General features: G+C 38.5%; 19 protein-coding genes. 17 read left to right on the top strand and 2 right to left on the bottom strand.

Features of this window, described 5'->3' with window-relative positions:
* Positions 1 to 56: 56 nt before the first annotated feature.
* The 8 genes from WAA20_RS17280 to WAA20_RS17245 all read left to right on the top strand — a co-directional run bounded on the left by WAA20_RS17280 (position 57) and on the right by WAA20_RS17245 (position 10,924).
* Positions 57 to 2,213, top strand: coding sequence for a DUF2142 domain-containing protein (locus WAA20_RS17280; protein ID WP_073388777.1), 2,157 nt, complete (start codon positions 57 to 59; stop codon positions 2,211 to 2,213).
* A 25-nt stretch (positions 2,214 to 2,238) separates the two neighbouring features.
* Entirely contained in the window at positions 2,239 to 4,140 is a 1,902-nt protein-coding gene (locus WAA20_RS17275; RefSeq protein WP_073388776.1) for a DUF6044 family protein, read from the top strand.
* Positions 4,137 to 4,982, top strand: a complete 846-nt coding sequence (locus WAA20_RS17270; protein WP_073388774.1) for a UbiA prenyltransferase family protein — start codon at positions 4,137 to 4,139, stop codon at positions 4,980 to 4,982. The genes WAA20_RS17275 and WAA20_RS17270 overlap by 4 nt, the downstream gene beginning before the upstream one ends.
* A 23-nt stretch (positions 4,983 to 5,005) precedes the next feature.
* Positions 5,006 to 6,706: a hypothetical protein gene (locus tag WAA20_RS17265; protein WP_139263794.1), complete on the top strand. Its 1,701-nt coding sequence runs from the start codon at positions 5,006 to 5,008 to the stop codon at positions 6,704 to 6,706.
* A 61-nt stretch (positions 6,707 to 6,767) separates the two neighbouring features.
* Positions 6,768 to 7,175, top strand: a complete 408-nt coding sequence (locus WAA20_RS17260; protein WP_073388770.1) for an FdtA/QdtA family cupin domain-containing protein — start codon at positions 6,768 to 6,770, stop codon at positions 7,173 to 7,175.
* Between the two features lie 4 nt (positions 7,176 to 7,179).
* Positions 7,180 to 8,124: a glycosyltransferase family 2 protein gene (locus WAA20_RS17255; RefSeq protein ID WP_073388769.1), complete on the top strand. Its 945-nt coding sequence runs from the start codon at positions 7,180 to 7,182 to the stop codon at positions 8,122 to 8,124.
* A gap of 92 nt (positions 8,125 to 8,216) precedes the next feature.
* The gene (locus tag WAA20_RS17250) at positions 8,217 to 9,383 is read left to right on the top strand and encodes a DegT/DnrJ/EryC1/StrS family aminotransferase (protein ID WP_073388767.1); all 1,167 of its coding nucleotides are present in this window, start codon (positions 8,217 to 8,219) and stop codon (positions 9,381 to 9,383) included.
* A 248-nt stretch (positions 9,384 to 9,631) separates the two neighbouring features.
* On the top strand, positions 9,632 to 10,924 hold the full coding sequence (locus WAA20_RS17245; protein ID WP_073390587.1) for an IS30 family transposase: 1,293 nt from the start codon (positions 9,632 to 9,634) through the stop codon (positions 10,922 to 10,924).
* Positions 10,925 to 11,340: 416 nt separating this feature from the next.
* Here the strand turns inward: WAA20_RS17245 and WAA20_RS17240 are convergent, their stop codons facing one another.
* Positions 11,341 to 11,871 (bottom strand): GNAT family protein, encoded by a 531-nt coding sequence (locus WAA20_RS17240; protein ID WP_073390198.1) that lies wholly within the window; start codon positions 11,869 to 11,871, stop codon positions 11,341 to 11,343.
* 142 nt (positions 11,872 to 12,013) lie between these two features.
* Positions 12,014 to 13,123 (bottom strand): SGNH/GDSL hydrolase family protein, encoded by a 1,110-nt coding sequence (locus WAA20_RS17235; protein WP_073390199.1) that lies wholly within the window; start codon positions 13,121 to 13,123, stop codon positions 12,014 to 12,016.
* A gap of 160 nt (positions 13,124 to 13,283) precedes the next feature.
* Here WAA20_RS17235 and WAA20_RS17230 point away from each other — a divergent pair, with 160 nt between their 5' ends.
* The 9 genes from WAA20_RS17230 (at position 13,284) to WAA20_RS17190 (ending at position 24,275) form a co-directional block, all read left to right on the top strand.
* Positions 13,284 to 14,852 carry an MBOAT family O-acyltransferase gene (locus tag WAA20_RS17230; protein ID WP_073390201.1) on the top strand — a complete coding sequence of 523 codons (1,569 nt, stop codon included), beginning with the start codon at positions 13,284 to 13,286 and terminating at the stop codon, positions 14,850 to 14,852.
* Positions 14,839 to 15,876: a hypothetical protein gene (locus WAA20_RS17225; RefSeq protein ID WP_073390202.1), complete on the top strand. Its 1,038-nt coding sequence runs from the start codon at positions 14,839 to 14,841 to the stop codon at positions 15,874 to 15,876. The genes WAA20_RS17230 and WAA20_RS17225 overlap by 14 nt, the downstream gene beginning before the upstream one ends.
* 45 nt (positions 15,877 to 15,921) lie before the next feature.
* A complete protein-coding gene (locus WAA20_RS17220) occupies positions 15,922 to 17,514 on the top strand; it encodes an amino acid adenylation domain-containing protein (protein ID WP_073390204.1) in 1,593 nt (530 codons plus the stop codon).
* A gap of 56 nt (positions 17,515 to 17,570) precedes the next feature.
* Positions 17,571 to 18,842, top strand: coding sequence for a hypothetical protein (locus WAA20_RS17215; protein WP_073390205.1), 1,272 nt, complete (start codon positions 17,571 to 17,573; stop codon positions 18,840 to 18,842).
* Positions 18,843 to 18,860: 18 nt separating this feature from the next.
* Positions 18,861 to 19,094, top strand: a complete 234-nt coding sequence (locus tag WAA20_RS17210; RefSeq protein ID WP_073390207.1) for a phosphopantetheine-binding protein — start codon at positions 18,861 to 18,863, stop codon at positions 19,092 to 19,094.
* A 19-nt stretch (positions 19,095 to 19,113) separates the two neighbouring features.
* Positions 19,114 to 20,100, top strand: coding sequence for a glycosyltransferase family 2 protein (locus WAA20_RS17205; RefSeq protein WP_073390208.1), 987 nt, complete (start codon positions 19,114 to 19,116; stop codon positions 20,098 to 20,100).
* 6 nt (positions 20,101 to 20,106) lie between these two features.
* Complete coding sequence (locus WAA20_RS17200; RefSeq protein ID WP_073390210.1) at positions 20,107 to 21,171, top strand: glycosyltransferase family 2 protein; 1,065 nt, start codon at positions 20,107 to 20,109, stop codon at positions 21,169 to 21,171.
* 63 nt (positions 21,172 to 21,234) lie between these two features.
* Positions 21,235 to 22,326, top strand: coding sequence for a glycoside hydrolase family 88 protein (locus WAA20_RS17195; protein WP_073390211.1), 1,092 nt, complete (start codon positions 21,235 to 21,237; stop codon positions 22,324 to 22,326).
* A gap of 17 nt (positions 22,327 to 22,343) precedes the next feature.
* Complete coding sequence (locus WAA20_RS17190) at positions 22,344 to 24,275, top strand: sugar phosphate nucleotidyltransferase (RefSeq protein ID WP_073390213.1); 1,932 nt, start codon at positions 22,344 to 22,346, stop codon at positions 24,273 to 24,275.
* The last annotated feature ends 52 nt before the right edge of the window (positions 24,276 to 24,327 follow it).

The raw sequence follows: 24,327 nt of genomic DNA, 5'->3' as shown, positions 1-24,327 counted from the left end.
TAACGGCGATTTTATGAAAATAAGATCGCCGTTAATAAACAAAAGGGGACATCATTTTGGCTGGATATACTACTAATAAAACTGTGAATGTTCAAAATAATAATAATATCTTTCGTTATATAGCTGCAGGTATTATATTTCTTTTATTAGTGCTGATATGGCCTCTTTCTTTATTTCAGACAACAGATTCTGATATCAATAATCGTCTTTTAAAAGAAGATGACTCTTATACCTATTATTACCTTTCGTCAGGTGAATATATCACTACAGTATTAAAAGGAGATGGCTCCTATATAGATAATGGTGCAGTAAGGCTGCGTTTTCAGGGACAGGTGTCTCAGGATGCCTGCATGCACTATTATATGTATGATCCTGAAGGCAATATGGTTGTAGATCAGCATATTGATCTGTTTGAAAGACCAGAGAATGATGTTTATCAGATTCCTTTTGGAATAGTAATGGATAAGGGCGCTGGCTACCAGTTTATCATTGCGCCTGATAATGATTTTACAGTTGGAGTTTACTGTCTTGGAGAGTCTACAGAACCTGCTGTTGTAATGCACAGCTCTGACCAGATTTCTTCTACGACTCCTGTGGCTGTATCAGGAATTTTTAAACTGTGTATTTGGATTTGTGGACTTCTATGTATTGGCGTGCTGATAGGCTCTGCTGTTTTTGAGTCTAAAGATAAAATCAGTTGTTTATTTAATAATAAAACTTTTATTCCTGCAATATTGTCTCTGTTATCAATTATTGTTTATGGCCAGTACTTATTTGATCATAATATTGAATCTGGTGAAGGCCTTATAAAGGGTGCTTTTTTCGTTGTGATCATTACGATATTGGCCTTCATGTGTATATTTGCAGGCAGATTTAAACTTCCTATTTACGGATTTTTGATCCTTGCGGTAGGAAGCATTTATATTCTGACATTCCCGGCAGGTTCAATACCTGATGAAGTCAACCATTTTTACAGAGCCTTTTCTCTGGCATTTGGTAATCTTCAGTCTGTTAAGTTTAGTGATACTAGTGTTGGCGCCGTCCTTCCGACTGCGATTCAGTCTCTTTCTGATCCGGAAGCAGTATTTGATTTTGCAGATACAGCACAGATAGATTTTAATAATACAAGTCTTTATGCTCCTGTGTGTTATATTCCACAGATAATTGGAATAAGAATAGCTTTATTATTTACAGGTAATGTACATTCTGTATTTATGACTGCCAGATGGGCAGGCTTTATAGGCGCATTTATTCTTTATATGCTCGCTCTTTACATTATTCCTGCAGGCAGAGAGTTACTGTTCGCAGTAATGATGCTCCCTATGACGATTCAGGAGATGACAGGAGTAACTTCAGATGGCATGACCAATGCTATAGCTTTTTTATTTATTGCACTGGTTCTTAAGAAAGCTGTTTCTGATAACAGTCTTTCCAACAAGGATATAGCTCTTGTTACAATTATTGGAACACTGGTTGGAATGTGCAAGATTGTCTATATTGTGCTTCTGATTCTTCTCTTGCTTATTCCGGTTAGTAATACGTCTGGAGAAGGTAATGATTACCGTAGCAAGAAGAGCGATAATTCCAGATTTACATACGGTATTATGTTTGGCATTCCTGTCATTATGTGTCTTGTTTCCAATGTTTTCTTTGGTCAGAATCTTGTATCCAATGGAGAGAATATGGAAGCAGGAGCACAGATAAAGTATGTTTTAACACATATTCCTGCTACGATTATGACTGTTATAAGGTCAACTATAGAATACGGCATGCAGTGGATAGGAGAGATGACAGGTGATTATCTTGGACAGCTCAACATAAGGACTCTTCCTGTTGTGACTCTTGTTCTTGTTATAGTACTTATAGTTTCTTCTAAGAATATCAGGCTTCCTGAGAAGCTTAGATCTGTTAAAGCTATATGGATCTATGGATTTATCAGTGTGTTTGGCTTTTTACTTATTCTTGGAAGTATATATGCTACCTGGAATACTGTTGGAGATTTCCTTATAAGAGGAATTCAGGGAAGATACTTTTTGACAATACTACCGGTATTCGGTTTGTTTATTGCAGCACTTTCATCTAAAGGTGTGAATGATGATAATGATGGACAGCTTTCTTATTTTTATGACTATCATATCGGATCATATATACTTTTAGTGATTAATATGTTAGTAATAGTAGATGTATACACTTATATCATTATGAACGGATAATAGAAGTACTTGAGGGATTTGGCATATGAAAGCTTTATTTGACAACGTGGGCAGATTTTTAAGAAGATTTTGGTATTTTATTATTATAGGCCTGTTTTTTGTCTGTGCTTTAGTCCTTTATAAGACTGCTGGTACAGGTAGCTATTTTGCTATTCATGATAATCTTGATCTTTTCATTCCTCAGTTTCAGATGATGAAGAATGATGGGACGTTTTTTGCCCTTGAAGCAGAGACGGATTTTCTTAATAATATCAGCAGGAATGTTCTGCCATCAGAGTTTTCTCTTTATACGATATTGTATATGATCCTGCCTGCAGGTAAGGCATATGTTGCAGGCTATTTTATAAAGATAATTATCGCCATGATCGGAGGGGCACTTCTTTCATATGATATCCTCACAAATGAAGGCATAGATGAATGGGCTAGGCATGGTGTGTATTATGTACATCCTGTCAAGAATGATTACTCATCTTCCATGGCTATTGCTATTCTTGTTTCATTTGCATACGGAATACTTAACCTTTTCCCGGCGTTTGGAATACCCTTTGCAGCAATTCCGCTTATCATATATCTTTTAAGGGCGGTATACAGAGAGCCTTCAGTTCTTATATATTTTCTGATCTTTTGTTATCCTTTCCTTTCTTATTTTTCTTATCATGGAATCTTTATCATGGGGTATCTTGTGATAGCTATTATCTGGATGTGGATAAGGCATCATGAATTCCCGTTTAGGCTTTTTATAGCTTTGATCCTGTTGGCTGTTGGATCAATTATATTTGAATACAGACTTTTCATGACGATGCTGTTTTCGAACGAAGTGACCATTAGATCAACAATAGCTCAGGCGGATATGTCACCTTTAGCAATTGTGTTAGAGACTTTAAGGGTTTGGGCATTTGGTATGATGCATGCTAATGATGCGCATATATATATTGTTCTTCCTGCATGTATCATTTACTTTTTCTATCTTAATGCCAAGTATATTCGTAATAATAATTCTTCCGGAATCGTACATGATTACTTTAACTTTTGTGCTGCAGCGATTGCTTTTAACAGTATTATTTATGGTTTGTATTTCTTTGCACCTGTTCGTAATCTTTTTGAATATTTAGTACCGCCGCTTAAAGGCTGGCAGTTTAACAGGACTATATTCTTTAATCCATTTCTCTGGTACGCTTCATTTATGATCGTGTGCTACAGGATATGCAAATGGACCAGACAGAATTTTGTTAGTTCAGGACGAGGAGCTGTTTACAGAGGCCTTGTATATCTTATGGTACTGGCTTCTATAGCTGTTATTATAATGCAACCTGCTCTTCCTTTTGGACAGGATGCAAGATACGATGATATTTACTACACAGCATATGGAGAATATTATAGACATAATCATGACGGCAATACGCCTGATAATAATCTGAGCTTGGAAGAGTTCTATGATCCGCAGCTTTTTGAAGCATTAAAAGAAGAAATCGGGTACAAAGAAGGAGAGCAATGCGTAGCTTACCTTATGTATCCGGCACAGCTTGAGTATAACGATATATCAACTCTAGATGGTTATCTTGGTTTTTATTCTCAGGAGTATAAGAATAAGTGGCGCAGTGTCATTGCACCTGCGCTTGAGCTTCAGCCTGCATCAGCTACTTATTTTGACAATTCCGGAATAAGATGCTATCTGTATTCAGGTGACTATTTATCAGTACCTATGTATGCCAAGAATCTTGGCGGCGTAGCACAGGATAATTTGTATATTGATAATAAGGCTCTGTCAGAGCTTGGATGTAAATATATTTTTTCACGTGTGGAGATAACAAATTGTGATGATATGGGTCTTGAGCTTATAACATCAAAGCATGGAATCGCATATAAAGTTTATGTTTATGAACTGCATGAACTTATCAGCGAAGAAGAGAACGAAGGAGAGAAATGAAGAAGTATATAGATTTATTAAGGGTGAAGCATTATATAAAAAATGTATTAGTGTTCATTCCTTTGTTTTTTGGTGGCGTGATCTTTGAGAAAACTCTTTTTATTAATGCATGCTTGGGTTTTATTGCTTTTTCAGCAATTTCTTCTGCGATTTATATCCTTAATGACTATAGAGATATAGACAAGGACAGGTTACATCCAAAGAAAAAGAACAGGCCACTTGCAAGTGGGCTTATTAGTAAAAAGGCGGCAACTTTATTATTTCTTGCATGTCTTTCTGTGGCTGTGATCATGTCGGTTGCAGTAGGTGATTACAGAGCTTTTCTGCTGCTTTTGTTATATTTTATGCTGAATCTGTTATACAGTATGGGCTTAAAGAATAAGCCTATAGTTGACGTAGTTATACTTGCTTCAGGCTTTGTTATCAGGGTATTTTATGGCGGAGTGATCACGAATGTTGTGATCTCCAAGTGGCTTTATCTTGTAGTAATGGTCGGAAGCCTTTATATGGGTCTTGGAAAGAGAAGAAATGAATTAAGGACCCAGTCAGATACACGAGATGTATTAAAGCATTACAATGAAAGCTTTTTAGACAAGAACATGTATGTATGCTTTGCTCTTGTAAATGTTTTTTATGCGCTGTGGTCTTTGGAGATGCCTAATCCGGGAATGATCTGGACTTTTCCTTTCTTTCTGGTGCTGCTCATGTGTTATTCACTGAATGTTGAAGGCAATTCAGATGGAGACCCGGTTGAAGTTATAATTCATGATAAACTGCTTATAGGTATAATAGTTTCTTACGCTGTATGTATTTTTCTGCTATTATATGTCTTTGGTGAGTAATAATACATTAATGAGGAATTAGTATGATTAAGAAAATAAAAGAGGCTGTTTCGTTTGAGAGTCCTTTACATGTAGTTCAGATCATTACATTTACTTTTGTCATAGAACTACTGTTATCTTCAATTATGTTTTTGGCTGGGCTATGCATAACGTGGCCTTTTTTCTTTGTGTCTTTTGCATTGTCAGCTCTTGTAACGATTGTTGTTGATAAAGAGAAGGTCTCATGGTTTGAAATATTGCTCTCTTTGATCATCATTGTCTTTTTATCATGGATATGTGGGTTGATCTTTGATTATTCCTATGATGGCAATGCTTATCACAAGGTGGCAGTTGGCCTTTTGAAGAATAATTGGAATCCTTTTTTTTCAAAGCCTAATCTGAGCCTTACAGAAAAGCTTGCATCTGCGAGTTTTAATGACAATGTATATATTGAATCCTATTGTAAGATCACCTGGATTTTTGGCGCCAGTATTTATGCTGTTACAGGACTTATCGAGACTGGAAAGAGCTATACTTTGCTTGCTATGTTATGTTCTTTTTTGCTGGTGTTTTATTATATGCGCAAAAAGGAGTATAAACTCTCTATTTCTTTTCTGACTTCAATCCTTGTGATGCTGAATCCGATCGCGGTGCAGCAGATTTTTACTTTTTACATTGATGGCTTTTTGCATACGATAATATTTATGCTCATCATAGCTCTGATCATGCTTGAAGACAGGCAGACTTTTGATATGGGACAGTCTGCAAGCCTTGTTGCGGGGCTTATGATCATATGTGGTAATATCAAGTTTACAGGGCTCTTGTATGGAGGCCTTTTCTGCATAGCATTTTACCTGTATGACTTTTATAAAGAATTCAAGCAGCAGAAGGGTATCTCCAAAAGTATTATCAGAGAAACAATTTTGTATTTTGTACTCGTAATAGCTACTGTCGTATGGGGCGGTGCTACAACTTATATAACTAATCTGGTAAGGCATGGTTCTTTGACCTATCCTCTTACTGGTGAAGGTAAAGTAGATATAATGACCGGTAATTCTCCTTTTACAGAAGAGAATCATTTTAAGAATCTGTTTATCTCTTTGTTTTCTAAAGTTGATAATTTTCAGAACGGAAGTGGGAATACAACTAAGTTTAAGATCCCGTTTACATTTAGCCTTGAAGAATTAGCCAAGTTAAATATTCCTGATGCCAGGATTTCAGGCTTTGGTGTCATTTTTGGTGGCTTACTGATAGTATCTGTCATTATTATGACAGCGTGGTTTATTAAGGGAAGGAATGATAAGAAGAAAGTTATTATAGGCCTTATTTTACTAGTGTCTATAGCTTTGACTTTTGGAATCAAGGAAAGCTGGTGGGCAAGATATTCGCCATATATTTATGCTATAGTTCTGATGGCGGCTTTTGTCAGTATGAGTAGTGAGAAAGTGCCGCTTAAGATTGCTGCGTATATTTTTGTTGTACTGATTCTCTTTAATAATTGTCTTCCGCTTATTCATACCAAGGGGTACTATAAGGATTCAAGAGAAGCTGATGCCTTTTTTGAGGAACTGACTTATCAGAACGAAATAGAGATATCTAATTCAGAATATAAGGGCGTTTATTTCAACTTTAAAGATTATGGTATATATTATCGAATTAATAGTAAACTTGAAGAAGATGATAATGTAAATACTACAAATTATCTATGGACAAAGTGGAGAGCTTTAAATAATATTAATAACTGAGTGCCTTTTATTATCATGGGATGATGCTTGAAATTTCTCAGAAGAAGCGTAAGGAAGAGTGATGGATAAGAAATATAGAGTCATTGAATTTAAAGAGTATGGCGATGAAAGAGGAAATCTTGTCGTTGCGGAAGGTGATGGTATAGATATTCCTTTTTCGATCAAAAGGGCTTTTTATATATACGGATCAGATTCTGAAGTTATACGAGGGATGCATGCTAACAGGCTTACTAAGTTCGTTTTGATCAATGTTGCAGGTAGCAGTGATGTTCTTGTTGATGATGGAACGCACAAGGAGATCATCAAGCTTGATAAGCCAAGAATGGCTCTTTTCCTTGATACCATGGTCTGGAAGGAGATGTACAATTTCTCTCCGGATTCTGTTCTTATGTGCCTTGCAAGTGAGCATTATATGGAATCAGAATATATTCGTGATTACGATGAATTTTTAAAAGAGGTTAAGGGGTGAAATTTTGAGTAAGATATCAATTGTAGTACCGGTGTATTGGAATTCTGACACACTGGATATGCTGTATGAAGATATGAAGACCAAGATACTTGGGCAGCTTGGTGATTATGAGATCGTTTTTGTTGATGACGGATCAGGAGATAATTCCTGGGAAGTTATGAATAATATAAGAGAAAGAGATCCTGAACATGTTGTATGCGTTAAGCTTGCTCATAATTTTGGTGAGCATGCAGCACTTCTTGCAGGTCTTTCCGTATGTACCGGAGACTGCGCTGTAACTAAGCAGGCAGATCTTCAGGAAGATTCAACTCTTATCCTTCAGCTTTATGAGAGCTGGAAGCGTGGCAATAAGGTGGTGCTTGCAGTCAGAGAGTCTCGTGATGAGAATGCTGTTAAGAAGTTCTTTGCAGGTGTTTACTATTATCTTGTACGTAAGACTATCAATAAAGAGATGCCTCAGGGTGGCTGTGATTGCTACCTTCTTGATCGTCAGGTCATTGATACACTTGAGCATATGAGTGAGAAGAATTCTTCACTTACTCTTCAGGTTATGTGGGCAGGATATCAGTCAGAGAAGATTTATTTCCACAGACTGGACAGGACAGTTGGTAAGTCTAGATGGACGCTTGCCAAGAAGCTTAAGCTTGTAATGGATTCGCTTATAAGCTTTACATACCTTCCTGTTCGTTGCATGAGCTACGTAGGAACAATATTCTTCCTGGCTTCTATCGTGGGTATAATACTTGTTATAAGAGAGAAGCTGACAGTCGGAACTCCGATTGTTGGATATGCTTCTATAATGTGCGTAATTCTTCTTTCTGCAGGACTTATTCTGCTGAATCTAGGTATCCTTGGTGAGTATATCTGGAGGACACTGGAAGAATCCAGAAAGAGACCGCCGTTCCTTATTGATGTGGTCAGAAAATCTAAAGATGATAAAAATGATTAATAATTATAGGACATAATATATGATCATCAATATGATAAATATCATTTTGAAGTATTGATGATACATGATTATTTTAAAAGGATTATCAGATTATGAAGATTTTAGCTAATAGAATGGATCTTGGCTTTAAAATGCACCAGCAGGAATATGAAGATGCAGCTCTTCACGTTCTTCGTTCTGGCTGGTATATTCTTGGTAAAGAGCTCGAAAGCTTTGAACAGGAATTTGCTTCTTTTCACGAGAAAGAGATTATAGATGGAGATATAGATACCTGTAATTGTACAGGCATAACAGGCGGTGCTGATAGTAATAAACTTTACTGCGCAGGCGTAGCTTCAGGTCTTGATGCTCTTTGGATAGGTATCAAGATGCTTGGTATTGGCGCAGGAGACGAAGTTATCGTTCAGGGCAATACATATATTGCAAGTGTTATGGGTATTACTATGAACGGTGCAACTCCAATATTCGTTGAACCCGATGAGAATTCTCAGATTGATATTGATGCTATAGAAAAGGCTATCACTGATAAGACCAAGGCTGTAATGGTAGTTCATCTTTATGGTCAGGTTACAGATATAGACAGAATTGTAGATATTTGCAAGAAGCATAATCTTTATCTTATAGAGGACTGTGCTCAGGCCCATGGAGCTAAGTGGAACGGACAGAAAGTTGGAACTTTTGGTGATGTAGGCTGTTTTTCTTTCTATCCAACCAAGAACATGGGAGCCTTCGGCGATGCAGGTGCTATTATCGCCCATGATCCTAAGATCATAGAGGATGCTAAGACATACCGCAATTACGGAAGCCATAAACATTATTACAATAAGCTGGTTGGAGCTAATTCAAGACTTGATGAGATGCAGGCAGCACTTCTGAAAGTAAGACTTAAATACATGGATGAGATCACACAGGAAAGAAGAAAGCTTGCTACAACATATACAGAGAAGATACAAAATCCTGAGATCATTACTCCGGTTGAAATTGATAACAGCTATGCTGTATGGCATCAGTATGTAATTAGATGTAAACACCGTGATAAGCTTATCGATTATCTTAATGAGAAAGAGATTGGAAGCATCATTCATTATCCTGTTCCGCCACATCTTCAGGAAGCATACAAATATCTGGGACATAAGGAAGGGGACTTCCCTATCACAGAAGAATATGCTAATGAAGTATTATCTATTCCTATGTACAATGGAATGTCAGATGAAGAGCAGATGTATGTAATTGATGCGTTGAATGCATTTAAGGCTTGAAGAAGATATACTCATAAATAATGGTCTTAAAAATACCGCCCTAGCTTCCTAAATAGGTTGCTAAGGCGGTATTTATTCATAATAATTATTATGCTGAATTGAAAACTTAAATTCCAGTTCATTCAGCCAAAAACTGGAACTTAGTGTTGCAAAGTTGCTACCGGAAATAAGTCTTGCAAACATTCCGGTGTGATATATTTATAGTTCAGCACCAGAGTCCGGATGGCGTATACCAAGGAGAATTAACCATGGCTAAAAACGCACATCTAACTCTTGATGACAGATCTACTATCGAAGTATCCCTCCGAGAGGGAGATTCCTTTACTGATATAGGAAGAGAACTAGGAAAAGATCCCTCCACTATAGCAAAGGAAATAAAGAACCATATACAGTATTCCCGAAGTGGTAGTTACAACCCATGTGCCAAACGCGCTAATTGTTCACTAATAGGGCAGGCATGCAAGCCATGCAAAAATCCGCATCATGGCATTTGCAGGAGGTGCTCTTTCAGAAACTGCTTTGAGCATTGCCCTGATTTTGTGGAACTTACATGTCGCAAATTAAATAAACCTCCATATGTATGTAACGGCTGCGATACCCGCCATCGATGCAAGCTTGAACGACACCTGTATGTAGCAAAGGCTGCTCAACAAGAGTATGAATCCCAAAGGTCTGAAAGCCGGCAGGGAATCGCAATAACACCAACTGAATTGAAACGAATTGATGCGATCATTTCGCCACTTGTTAAGCAAGGTCAGTCAATACACATGATCTGTGTCAATAATGGAGATGACATAATGCTTGATGAAAAGACCATCTATAACTACATTGATGCCGGTCTCCTATCTGTGGACAACATAGATCTTCCTCGAAAAGTTCGTTACCGTGTTCGTTCTCATAAAAAACCTGTCAGAGTAGACAAGCAGTGCCACATAGGACGCACATATGAAGATTTTGAAGCATTTCTTTCAGCTAATCCAGATACAGCTGTTGTTGAAATGGATTCAGTAGAAGGTCGCAAAGGCGGAAAAGTATTACTGACTATATATTTTAGGGACAGTAGTTTGATGCTTGCCTTTATACGAGATGCTAATACTGCAAAATCTGTAAAGTGCATATTTAATGACCTTTATGAAAAGCTTGGTCATGATGTATTCACACAGCTTTTTCCTGTCATACTTACAGATCGTGGTAGCGAATTCACTGATCCGCTTGCCATAGAGTTTAATGACAATAATGAACGTAGAACCCGCATTTTCTATTGTGATCCACAACGATCTAATCAGAAGGGAGGTTGCGAAGTAACTCATGAGATGATACGTCGCGTTCTTCCTAAAGGCACATCGTTTGATAACCTGTGTCAAGATGACATTTATCTTATGATGAGTCACATAAATTCATACAATAGAAAAAAGCTGAACAACCAATCCTCACATCAGCTGTTCAGCTTCCTTCACGGTGAGAATGTACTTGATACCCTTAACATCAAGCTCATTCCTGCTAACGAGATAAATCTCACACCTCTGTTGCTGAAAAAGTAAAAATAGCTTACGCCATTCGGAACACATACCGATTCTCAGAGGGGTGGAATTTAATCTTGCGAAAAAGGAAGCTTAATTCGACCTCCGATTAGTGTGCGTACTTTTTCATAGATATTTATCTCGAAAAAAGCATAACAGCTTTTATGAGTCAAAACAATGTGTTTGGAATTGTAAATTCCAATAATAATCAACTTTGCAATACTAATTTCCTAAAAATCAGGAACTATATAGTTTTACTGGAATTTACTCTTGCGAGTATTCTAGTAAAACGGAATTAACTTTTGCAAACTGGAACCTCGGATTCCAATTCAGCTAATAATTATTATGAATAATTATTTTGAATATTTTTTTGAATATTACTTTTGAATGATTCGTTTAGTTGGTTTTTATGATGCTATATTTCTAGAATCTATAGTTTATTGATTTTTAAATTTAGCTAAAAAGTATTCGTCTAAAGGCTGGCCTTCTGCCCAGATATCTTCTTTGAAAAGGCCTTCAATACTGAAACCGCCTTTTTCGCAGGCTTTAACTGAAGCAATGTTGTCTGCCATGATCCTGCAATATACCTTATTAAAACCTAATTCTTGAAGACCGAAGTCAGAAGTAAGACGTGCCATTTCTGAACCGCGACCACCACCGGCATACTGTTCTTCTCCGATGAGCATGCCATATTCACATTTTTTATTGGCCCTGTCAAAATTTATCAGATATGTACTTCCGATTTTTACATTGTCAGCTTTGTCCCATACAACAAACTGAGCAACTTCATCAGTCATGACCTTATTCTTTATCCAGTTACGCTGACCCTCTACAGTAAAAGGTTCTTTGATGAAAAAGCGTGACATAACATAGTCGCTGTTACGCCATTTTACAAAGATTTCAGCGTCATCTAAAGTCATTGGGGTAAGGAAAATCTTCTCACCTTCTATTTTTATATTTGCGTCCATTGGAAAATCCTTTCATTGAAGCTCGTGATATTGTGATGATCAAATCCTCATCACATCTTTTATCAAAGTATAATATTAGCATTAAATGATTTCTTTTGCTAATTAATAAAAAGGAGACGGCTTACCGTCTCCTTAATATAGCTTAGTAGTTTGCTATTGAAAGCGGGACCTCAATAGATCCTTCTCCTTCGGAATCGTATATTCCCATATCATCAAGAATGATTCGTCGTAGTGCTTTTGCATACACAACTCGTCCCCTGTATGATAAGTGAACGCTATCTTCAAGGTATTCCTTGTAGGTATAGGAATTGAGATTAAATGCACCGCCGCCTATTGCATCGAGCTTTCTGGCACCTATATTATCAGCAAGTTTGAGTGCATAGTCAGCATAGTATGCAAGAGAACCAAGTCCTTTAGTGACATTATATGCATCTCCCATATCTTTACCGGAACCGTTATAGAATCTGCAATAACAAGGTGTACAGATGATGAAATGAGCATTTGGAGATATTTCTTTGAGGAGCTTTATTCCTTGGTTAAGTGCACCATAGAAGGTGTGCTCATCATAAGGATCCTCTTCGTTGTACATATCTACAGCTGTGTAGTAATCGTTATAACCATATTCGATAATGTAATAGTCAACTAATTCAGGCTTGATAGCATCAAGAACCATGTTGAATTCCTGATTAAGTATATTTGAATAACGTTCAGTGCTGACTTCACCTCTTAACATATGGCATATGGCAGTGAAGTTGGCTTCTTCGTAGTCGTTCTGATCATTGCTGGCATTGAAACCGCTTTGTGATCTTTCAACTCCCGCACAGGTTCCGCCAACTCCAAGATTGTAGTGGAGAGCATTCATCTCTTCTCCAACAAGTTCTGAGATGGATGTGCTTGAATTTCTCCATCTGTCAAACTGGCTGTCACCTATAAATACAAGTTGAAGATCGCCGTCAGGAACTGGCTCGTTACCGCCGCCGTAAGGATCTTTGGTAACAACAGGAGCGTCTTCACTTGGCTCGGCTGAAGTAACTTGTGTACTTGAATTATCAGAAGCTGTAACTGTTGAGCCTGCAGCTGGATCCTGCGTGCTGACTGATGAAGCCTGTGAAGGCTCTGTTGAAGATATTACATTAACAGAAGATGACTGTGTGCTTGCTCCGGTGCTTGAAAAAGCTGGTGATGTACAACCTGTTATTAAGGCAATTGAAACAATTAAAGACGTTATTGATAGACTATTATTCGTAGACATTTTTCCTCCCCTTTGTGAAAATATTACGCAAATATTACAAAATAATAATATCATATATAATATTTTTTTGCCATAAATATCGCTTAAAATCGATAAAATATAGCTTTTTGGGATAAGAACTATTATAATAGGCAATGGATTTAGATAGGAGAAAATAACAGTGGAATTTTATTCACTTGCATTCTGGGGCATTATCGCTATAGCTCTGGTATTGTATTATACAGTAATGAAAAGCAGGCAATGGATTTGCCTGCTTGTTTTCAGTGTTTTGTACTATGGTATCTGCGGACTTTCAGGTGTGCCTTATATTATCGTTACAACACTGACTACCTGGTTTTGCGGCCTCATGATATCACGTACGGTCAAAAAGACCAAAGAAAAAAGAAAAGCTCCGGGTTTATCCAGGGATGAGAAGAAGACCATTAAGAACAAGGGAGTATTCCAAAAGAGGATATGGCTAATACTTGACCTTGCTATAGTTCTAATGATACTTGCATGCGTTAAGTATCTTACAGTTTTTGAGATATTCAAAGTTTCAGGCCTTATTCTTCCTCTTGGAATATCTTTTTATACATTCATGGCGATAGCTTACATCGTTGATGTTTACAATGAAAAGTATGAGCCTGAGAATAATTTTTTCAGACTCCTTCTGTTTTTATCGTTTTTCCCTCAGGTAATTCAGGGACCTATAAGCAGGTATGATAAGCTCCGCTCCCAGTATGATATGGTTCATTCATGGAATGGAAGTACATTTAAAAGAGCTGTATGGCGTTTTCTTTTTGGCGCTTTGAAGAAATATGCCATAGCAGATATGCTATCAGGTTCTATATCCGGTATTTTTGATTATGGAAGTGAAGGGCTTCCGGGATCACTTATAGTGCTTGGTATTCTCATGTATTCAGCTCAGCAGTATGCAGATTTTTCCGGTGGAATAGATATGGCTCTTGCTGTTTCTGAAATGTTTGGTATAGAGCTTATGCCTAACTTTAAACGCCCGTATTTTGCAACGTCTCTTGGAGATTTCTGGCGTAGATGGCATATATCTCTTGGTGCTTTCATGAGAGATTATGTCTTTTATCCCTTTGCGCTTCTTAAGTTTATGCAGAAGTTTGGCAAGTGGTGCAGCAAACATTTTGGTAAGCATTTTGGACGCGTCCTTCCTGCAGGTATTGCAAATATTCTTGTATTCCTCCTTGTAGGTGTATGGCATGGCGCCGAGATGCATTATGTGATCTGGGGTCTATACAATGGCTTGGTGATCGCATTATCAGATATCTGTGCTCCGGCTTTTGAAAATATAAATAGTAAACTAAAGATAAACGCTTCATCAAAAGGAATGCATATTTTTAGGATCGTCAGGACTTTTATTATTGTTAATATAGGCTGGTACTTTGACAGAATATATGATTTCGGGGATTGCATTCATTGTTTGCACAATACTGTTACAAACTGGGCATCTTTTGAATTTACAAGAATGTTCACTCAGAAAGTTGTAGACACTGTTGACTCAACAGCATATCTTTATGGCGGATATGTTATTGCAGTTATAGGGGTAATTATAGTATTTGTGGTTAGTGTACTTGAAGAAAAAGGGCATGATGTAAAGGCTATGATAATGAGCAGAAACCTTATGTTCAGAAGTCTGATAGCTTTAGTAGTTATACTTCTTATACTTGCATCCTTCATGCTGACCACCGGCACAGGAGGATTTATGTATGCGAATTTCTAAGAAGCTTGCAGCATGTGCTGCGGTTATTATTGCATTTGTTTTGATTAATAACCTGCTGTGCTTTTTACTTGAACCGTACATGGGTTCCAGTACCGAGATGTGGACATACTTTTATGATAAGACTAGTAGCCAGCAAGTCGAAATGGTATATCTTGGGACTTCTCAGTGTGAATGTGCTTTTAACCCTGATGTTATAGATGCAGAACTTGGCATTGTTTCTTTCAATATGGGAACCAATATGCAGTCTTTTGAAAATTCGCTTATTGCCATTAAAGAGGCTCATGCACAGGGAATCGATAAGATTGTTTTTTCTGTAGACAGAGATATGCTGATGCAGGACAGGTCGGATAATTTCAGAGCTGATGCAAGTTTTGTAAGTGCTTATACAAGGAAGCAGGGACCGGTTAAGGCTTTTGTGACTTCGGCCGAATTTATTACATCCCCTGCCTTTATTACAAAGCCGTCTTCGATCAACTTCTTTTTTCCATGGGTATACAACAGAAGTACTAACATTCCTTTGAATGTCAGACAGAAGATTTCAGGAGTTATTGAAGATACTGATGGCCACAGACTTGAATCAGGATATGAACCATCTGATGAGATATGTGATCAGTCCTTGGTATACACTACTGTTGAAGAGGCTGATACTTATGCCTGGGGAAGAGATCTTCCTGTTCTTGAGATAACCAAAGAGAACAGGGCTATTCTGAATAAGATCTGTAAGTACTGCTATGATAATGGTATAATGCTTTATCCTGTTGAAGTTCCGTATCCGACGTTTATATCTCAGCATACTAAGGAAAGTTATTTCGCGGTTTATGAAGAGCTGAGAGATTTGTTCGGACAGTATGGATTCGATTATTATGACTTTAATCTTATAGATGAATCTTACTATAGCTGGGAACTTACGGAATTTAAGGATCAGGGACATTTTAATACGCAGGGAGCTGATAAGTTTTCAAAGATGTTTGCTGATTTTATGAAGCTTGATAAAGATAGTAAAGAAGGGTTATTCGATCTGTAAGGACCATTTAGTTTGTGAGTATAATGAAATTGCAGGAGATAAACGATGCAAAGATCAATAATTGATTGGCTGTTAAATAGTACTAAAGAAAGACCTGATGCCGTTGCGGTATCTGATCCAGATAAGGAATACACATATACAGAGCTCTTGAACTATTCAAAGAATGTTGCGGCAAAGCTTCTGCCTTATGTAAAGCCTTGCCATGCAGTTGCTTTCTACATGGAGAAGAGCGCCGATGGTCTTTGTGGCATGATGGGAACTGCCATGATTCGTGGCTTCTATAGTTTTATAGATGTCAGAGCGCCTCAGGCGAGAATAGACAAGATGCTTGAGATCCTTGAACCGGATGTGATAATAACAGATGAGAACTTTAAGGATAAGGCAGAAGTTTATTCTGATAAATTCAAGGTAGTGACAATAGAAGAACTTTTAACTTTTAAAGAAAGTGAGAGTTCTGATATCGAAAATAATGCTGGTAAGAATAATGAAGTTCTTTTTGACGCTACTGATGTTGGCTTCGAAGTTAAGGAAAGAATGCTTGAAGCCCTTGACACGGATCCCTTATATGTCAATTTTACAAGCGGATCTACAGGTGTTCCAAAAGGCGTTATGGTCAATCACCGCAGTGTGATCGATTTTATTGACTGCTTCACAGATATTTTTGGAATTAATTCAGATGATACTATGGGCAATCAGGCTCCCTTTGATTTTGACGTATCTGTAAAAGATATATACAGCTGCCTCAAAGTCGGAGCAAGACTTCAGATCATCCCCCGTGCTTATTTCAGCGCACCTACAACTCTTATGGATTATCTTGTAGATAACAAGGTTACTGTTCTTGTATGGGCGGTTAGTGCCATGTGCTTTGTATCCATTATGAATGGACTTGGTTACAAGGTTCCTGAGAATATACGTATGATCATGTTTTCAGGAGAAGTTATGCCTTCAAAGCACCTTAATACCTGGCAGAAATATATCCCGGATGCTGAGTACATTAATCTTTACGGACCAACGGAGATTACATGTAACTGTACCTACTACAGGCTTCCTAAAGGAAAGATACTTGGAGATTCAGAGACACTTCCTGCAGGTAAGGCTTTTCCTAACGAGAAGGTATTTCTGTTAGATGATGAAGATAATCTTGTCGATGAGACTAGTGTAGGAACTATGGGAGAGATATGCGTAGGAGGAACCTGCGTTGCTGTAGGCTATTACAAGAATCCTGAAAAGACAGCAGAGTCTTTTGTCCAGAACCCGCTTAATACAGCTTATCCAGAGCGTATATACAGGACCGGAGATATCGGTAAGTATGATGAGAACGGTGATCTTATCTATGTTTCAAGAAAAGACTTCCAGATCAAGCACCTCGGTCAGCGCATAGAGCTTGGAGAAATTGAAAATGCAGCCACAAGCATAGATGGCGTAACAAGAGCGTGCTGCCTATATGATTTTAAGAAAAAGAAGCTGATCTTATGCGTTACAGGATCTTTGGATGGAAGAGAGATAACATCGGCTTTAAGGGAAATAGTGCCTCAGTTCATGGTTCCTAACAAGGTTGTGGTACTTGAAGAGATGCCGCTTAATAAAAATGGTAAGATAGATAGGACAGTACTAAACTCGCAATATACTGCTCAGTGAAGAGCACTGCTTTTGTAGACAACATAAAAGGTACTTAAGTAGATAGAGAGGGTTATATGATAGATAATGAAGAGTTTAAGAAAATAGCTGATGAATATGCAACTCCATCATATATCTTTAATATTGATGATCTTAAAAAGCGTGTAGCAGACATCAGACAGATAGTCGGAGATAACATCGGTCTTTGTTATGCGATGAAAGCCAATCCTTTTCTTACAAAAGCTATGTCTGAGGTTGTGGACAAGCTTGAAGTATGTAGCCCGGGAGAGCTGGATATATGCGTAGCAGAGAAGATAGATGGCGACAAGATTGTATATTCGGGCGTCAATAAGACCAAAGAATCGATAATAGATGCCTTTAAGGCAAAAGCAGGTATTTATACAGCAGAATCTGTATTACATGCTAATTTATTGCAGGAAGCGGCTTGGGAAATTAAAGAATGTGGACTAATTTGCGAATCTAACGATGATTATCTGAAAGAAGAGAAAATGGCCAGTGGTTCTGATGATTTTTTTTCAGATGGTTTCAAAGTTCCTGTACTACTTAGGTTAAATGCCGGTAGCCAGTTTGGTATGTCCAGAGAGGATATTTGTTATATTCTGGATCATCAAGATGATTACCCGAATCTTGAATTTGTCGGTATTCACTACTTTGCTGGAACACAGAGGAAAAAGCTCAAACAGCAGATAGAAGAACTGGAAGAACTTCATGTTTTCATTGAAGAGCTTCGTGTTAAATACAGTCTCCCGCTTAGAAAACTTGAGTATGGCCCGGGACTTCCTGTTCCGTATTTCGAAGGTGAAGATTTCGAAGATACTCTTTTACCACTTAAAGATCTGGCACCAACGCTTACGGAAGTATCCAGGTGGTGCGATCTTACAATTGAGATGGGAAGATTTTTCACATCAACCTGCGGTATATATATATCAAAAGTAATGGATATCAAATCCAATAAAGGCACCAATTATTGTATAATTGATGGTGGAATCAATCACATTACCTATTTTGGTCAGGTCATGGGTATGAAGATTCCGATCATGAGGCACATAGAAGGCGATGGTCAGGCTGTTTATGGTACGGTTGAAGGAACAGCGGATTACGCCCTTTGCGGAAGCCTTTGTACAACTGCTGACGTTCTTGTCAGAAAGGTTTCATTCACGAATCTTAAGATTGGTGATATACTTGCATTTGAGAATATTGGAGCATATTCGATCACAGAGGGACTATATCTGTTTTTGAGTAGGACTATGCCTAAGGTTCTTATTTATGAAAATGGTAAGGTAAAGGTCGTTAGAGACTTTAAAGATACCTCAGTACTAAATCATTAGTTAAAAGGAGTTTTTGTGATGGATGAGAATTTTATTAGTATTTTAAGTGAGATAAAAGAAGATGTGGATTTCGAAAATGAGACAGCACTCATTGATGACGGAATCCTTGATTCTTTTGATATTCTGCAGATTATCAGTGCGCTTAACGAAGAGTATGATATAAGCATACCTGCATCTGAGATTGTTCCTGATAACTTTAATAGTGCTAAGTCACTTTGGGCTATGGTTGAAAGACTTCAGGACGAGGACTGAGTGATTTTGGGAGAATAATATGTCTGAAAATATAGGAAAGCCGATCCTTTGGATCGTAATTCCATGCTATAACGAAGAAGAGGTTCTGCCGGTAACAGCACCTCTTTTTCTGCAAAGGATAAAAGAAATGGCTTCATCCGGAATGATTTCGGATAAGAGCCGTATTTTATTTGTTAATGACGGATCTAAAGACAGAACCTGGGAACTTATAGAAGACCTTGCCAAGTCTGATGAGCATTATATAGGCATTTCACAAAGCCGCAACAGAGGACATCAGAATGCTGTTCTTGCAGGTCTTATGGAAGCTAAAGATGTTTGTGATATTACTATTTCCATCGATTGCGATGGTCAGGATGATATCACTGCAATGGATAAGATGGTGGCAGCATATCTTGACGGAGCTGAGGTTGTATATGGCGTTCGTTCAAGCCGTGATACTGATACTTTTTTCAAAAAATTCACAGCAGAATCTTTTTATAAAATCCTTAATTGGATGGGAGCAGAGGTTGTCTACAATCACGCGGATTACAGACTTTTAAGCTCTCGTGTTCTTAATGAATTTGCTGATTTTCACGAAGTTAATATCTACCTTAGAGGAATGGTTCCGCTTGTTGGCTTCAGATCAGCGACTGTATATTATGAAAGACATGAACGTATAGCCGGTTCCAGCCATTATCCACTGACCAAGATGCTTCATCTTGCTTTTGATGGAATAACATCTTTGTCCATTAAGCCTATTTCCATAATTACAGGAATCGGCAGTATTGTAAGCTTTATAGGTTTTATAGGAATAATATGGGCGATCGTTGTTGCTTTAAGCGGCGACGGATTCCCCGGATGGGCATCAACTGTATGTATGATCTTATTCCTTGGCGGTATACAGCTTATTTCCATCGGTGTTATCGGTACCTATATAGGCAAGATCTATATGGAGAGTAAGCACAGACCAAGGTACATAATAAGCGAGAAGACGTGGGAACCCTACGAAAGACATTACAAAGGATGATATTATATGGGCACTTATGAACCTAAGATTAGTATCATTGTTCCGGTATATAAGGCAGAAGATGTCATTCAGAAATGCATAGACAGTATGCTGGCTCAGAGCTATCGTAACTTTGAAGTTATTCTTGTTGATGACGGATCACCGGATGGATCAGGCAAGATCATTGATTCAGCTCATATCAGAAGTTCAAAAGTTATTGCTGTTCATAAAGAAAACGGAGGCCCTTCTTCCGCGGCTATCAAGGGCGTAGAGTATGCCTGCGGTGAATACATCATGTTTGTGGATGGCGATGACTGGATCGAGCCTGATATGATTGAAAAAATGGTGGTGCATTTAACAGGAAGTGATGCCGAAGTCATCTGTAGTAATTATATTATCGATAAGGAAAAATCAGATAAGCGCGGTAATATCTCAGTTCATGCTACTCCTGTAAGGATGCCGGCAGAGCCTGGAGAATATGTAGGAGAGCGCCTGGAGAAAGAGTTAAAGAAGGAACTGGTGGGGCATGAGAGAAGACCTATTTTCCTGTCCAGATGTTTTAAACTTTACTCGGCGCAGCTTGTCAGAAATAATCTTCATTTTGTAGATGTCTCTATTAGAATGGGAGATGATGTTAACATGATCACTCCGATTCTGCTTGACGCAAAGCGTATTTTTGTAATGCAGGATTCATTTTTTTACCATTATGTTTTTCATTATACATCTCTGGTTCATAGTTATGATCCGGGCTTGTATGATAATTGCGTAAGGCTTCGTGATAAGCTTGGCGAGATTTTGCTGGCTAAGAAGGTTCCTCATGCAATGGAAAAGGCAAGATATGAATTCCTGTATCTTTTTTTTCTGGTGGTAAAGTCAGAACTTCGAAGACCCTTAAAAGATGCTGCGGAATCAGATAAAAGGATCAGAGAATTATGCCGGATCGAGGATACGGCAAGGTTATTAGCTGATTATCCGGACGAAATATGTGATAGGGCTAATAAACTTATGATCCCGATATTACAGGGCCCGACAGCACTTAATATAGGATTTGCCAGGCTTGTTTTTGGTCTGCAGAAGGTTTTAGGTGCGTAATAGAACAGGTACTATTCTTAAGATTTATATTTAGTATTTTATGACAGTATTAAAGGACATATTATGCAAAATCCGGATAAGACTATAGCTGTTGAAAAAGAAACTATTACCCAGCTAAAGAATATTAATAAAAAGTCTTTAAAACAAAGGTGCAAAAATCTGGCTAAAAAGCTCATGGGAAGGGCAGCAGACCCTAAAGATATGATCTTTTGGCCTGCAGGTATGCTCCTTCTGGGACTTACTGAGATCAGAGATGATCAGCTAAATGCAAGTGTCAGAAAAGAATCCTGCATAGAAGCGGTTGAAGAATATCATGCCCTGTGGACATCAAGGCAAGGTGGACGAGTTCGTTTTGTAGACGATGCACTTGCAGGTTTTTCTCTACTGCGAATGTATGAGATTACTGCTGATGGTAAGTACCTTGATTCAGCTCATAGGATTTTTTCTTTTCTAAAAGATACAGCCAAGGATAGTGAAAGATCGATCATTTATAATGTTTCAGGACGAGATGATTTTATCCTTGCAGATGGAGTTGGTATGACAGCTCTTTTTCTGTCATATTATGGATCTGTTTTAAAAGGTCTTGATGTTGAAGATGAAGCTAGGGAGGCTTTTGATCTGGCGGCTCTTCAGCTTATAAATTTTAGAAAAAACGGATGCGACTCAAAAACACATCTTCCCTATCATGCATACAGCCTTACAAAAGGTAAGCTTGGAATATTGGGCTGGGGACGCGCTGTCGGCTGGATTTTGATGGGAGTTGCAGGTTGTGCCATGTATCTTCCTGAAGATCATGAGCACAGACAAACTATCATGGAATGGGCTAAAGAGCTTGTAGAAACAGCTATATCTTATCAAAGAAGCGATGGAGCTATTGCCTGGGATCTTCCCTGCATGGAAGGTCATGTTGATTCATCTGCAACAGGGATGATAGGATGGAGCATTAAGAAAATAGGTTCTGTTATGACAGATGGTTTGGTAGAATCAGAAGATGTTCTTGATAAGCTGGATAAGGCATTATTGTATCTTACAGAAAGCAGCGGCAAGGTTATAGATTCCTTAAGCCCGTGCGAAGACCTCGCTGTACATAGACAGGTCTATGGCACAAATGCCTGGGGACAGGGAGCAGTGCTTGCCTGTCTTAAAGCAAAATAGAAAATAAAGGTGGTTATATGAAAAATAAATTCGATTTATTCGTCCCTGGACGTCTGTGTATCATTGGTGAACACAGTGACTGGGCCGGAATACACAGAATGACCAATTCTGATATCGTACCTGGTCAAGCAATAGTAACCGGTATCGAGCAGGGAATATACGCAACAGTAGAAAAGGCTGACCATTTCATCGTTGAAAGTCCCCTTGCAATGTATCACGGAGAATCTCTTTGCTGCGAGATGGATACCGATAAGCTTCTTGAGGTTGCTTATAAGGGCGGATTCTTTTCTTATGTAGCCGGTGTTGCATCATATATCAATGAGAATTATCACGTTGAAGGTCTCAAGATCACAATAACCAGAATGGATCTTCCCATTAAGAGCGGCCTTTCAAGCAGCGCCGCTATCTGCGTTTTAGTAGCAAGAGCTTTCAATAGGATGTACAATCTCCACCTCAATACCATGGGCGAGATGAGAGTTGCATACAACGGCGAGCAGCGCACCCCGTCCAGATGCGGCCGACTTGATCAGGCGTGTGCATATGGCGTTAATCCTGTCAGAATGTTTTTTGACGGAACAGAAGTCAGCGTTAAGACTCTTACTGTTAAGACGCCGCTGTACTTCGTGGTTGCCAATCTGAATGCCGGCAAGGACACAGTAAAGATTCTCGCGGATCTCAACAAGTGCTTCCCTTTTGCCCAGAATGAGATAGAAAAAGACGTTCAGCAGGCTCTTGGTAAAGATAATGTCTTCTACATTGAAAAAGCCTGTGACGCGATTGAAAAGGGCGATGCCAAAGCTCTCGGCCAGGTCATGATCGATTTCCAGAATAACTTTGATACAAAGGTTGCCAAGGCATGTCCCGACCAGCTTACAGCGCCTGTTCTTCACGAGGTATTAAAGGATGAGACATTAAATAGTCTTTCATACGGCTCTAAGGGCGTAGGTTCTCAGGGTGATGGAACAGTTCAGTTTCTTGCCAAGGATGAGGAAAGCCAGAAGGCCATAATAGAATATCTTAAAGATGTAAAGCATATGGACGGATTCCCTCTTACTCTTAGACCTAAGAAGGCTGTTCGTAAAGCAATCATCCCTGTGGCAGGTTTTGGGACAAGGCTCTTCCCTACAACCAAGGCTATCAAGAAAGACTTTTTCCCAATCCTTGATACGGATGGAATATTAAAGCCTGTTCTTCTTATCCTGCTTGAACAGCTTGTTGAAGCTGATATAGAAGATATCTGTCTTGTCATCGGCGAAGAAGAAAGACCTTTATACGATATGTTTTTTGCCAGACTCTCATCAGAAAACTATGATAAGCTCTCGGATGAGAAGAAACAGTACCAAAACCTTCTTATGAGCCTTGCCAACAGGATCACATACGTATACCAGAAGGAAAGAAAAGGCTTCGGCCATGCAGTATATCAGTGCAGAGAATTCACAGGCGATGAGCCCGTACTCCTTCTCCTTGGCGATATGATCTACAGATCAAACACATCACTTAACTGTATGCAGCAGATGATAGATGCCTACGAGAACTGCGGACTTCCAATGATCAGTATGCACACAGTTGACCCCGAAGATGTCGTCCACTACGGAATAATGCACGGACAGTGGGAAAATAGTGAGCAAAGGCTTCTGAAACTCGACGAGATCAAAGAAAAGCCAACAGTGGATTACGCTAAGGAATATCTGAATGTTCCTACTAAAAACTGTGATGAGAACTACTACGCAGTCTTTGGACAGTATATCCTTACCAAGGAAGTATTTGATAATCTTGAGAAGAATATCAAAAACAACGTCCTCGAAAGTGGCGAGATCCAGCTTACAACAGCCCTTGAACAGACAAGAAATGATGTTGGAATGGTTGGCTTCGTAGTTGATGGTAAGTCCTATGATGTCGGACTTCCTGAAGAGTATGTAAAGACAATAAGTACATATAATAAAATATAAATCATTATTATCCGGATGTATTCATTATGTATGAGTGCGTCCGGATTTTTTG

The organism is Butyrivibrio fibrisolvens (assembly GCF_037113525.1).
Classification (GTDB): Bacteria; Bacillota; Clostridia; order Lachnospirales; family Lachnospiraceae; genus Butyrivibrio; species Butyrivibrio fibrisolvens.
Note: the sequence above shows the minus strand (reverse complement) of the source record. Positions and strands in the feature narration are given on the sequence as shown.